1 protein-coding gene is annotated in these 507 nt (G+C 45.0%); it reads left to right on the top strand.

The window, feature by feature from the left end:
* On the top strand, positions 1-507 hold a 507-nt coding region (locus R7Q48_RS31475; RefSeq protein ID WP_318134400.1), incomplete at both ends, for a PilZ domain-containing protein.

The following is a 507-nucleotide window of genomic DNA, read 5'->3' as shown; positions in this document are numbered from 1 at the left end:
AATATCTATTTTTGAGTTGTCTGAGCAAGAGAAAGAAGATCTTGCACTATTCTCTCCAGAGTTAGCCGAAACCTCTCAGTCACTGACTCATATCGGCATTTTGCAAGAAATCGCTGACGAAAAGTCGGGGCAAGATTACCTATTAACAGAAAAGCCGCGTTTGCCAGCCAACACGTTAAATGCCTTTCGTCATCCTCGAAAAATCACTGGCAACCCTAAAGGTATCTATTTCGATGCTCAATCGCGCCGTAAAGAACCACGCTATCGATTCAAAACGCCGCTTGAACTCAGTTCGGGTGAGTTAAAAGCAGCAGGTTCAACCGTTGATATTTCTAAGCGAGGCTTGGGGATTCGTTTAGATGAGCCAACGATGTTACGCTCGGGACAAGAAGTGCAAGTTAACTTTCGTGAGTTACAACTTTACGATAAAAAGCTGCCTCTCATGGCCGTTCCATATCGCGTTATTCGAGTCAGCCCTGACGGCTGCAGCGTACAATTGGTTATTGA

This window comes from Vibrio sp. 378, from assembly GCF_033339435.1.
Note: the sequence above shows the minus strand (reverse complement) of the source record. Positions and strands in the feature narration are given on the sequence as shown.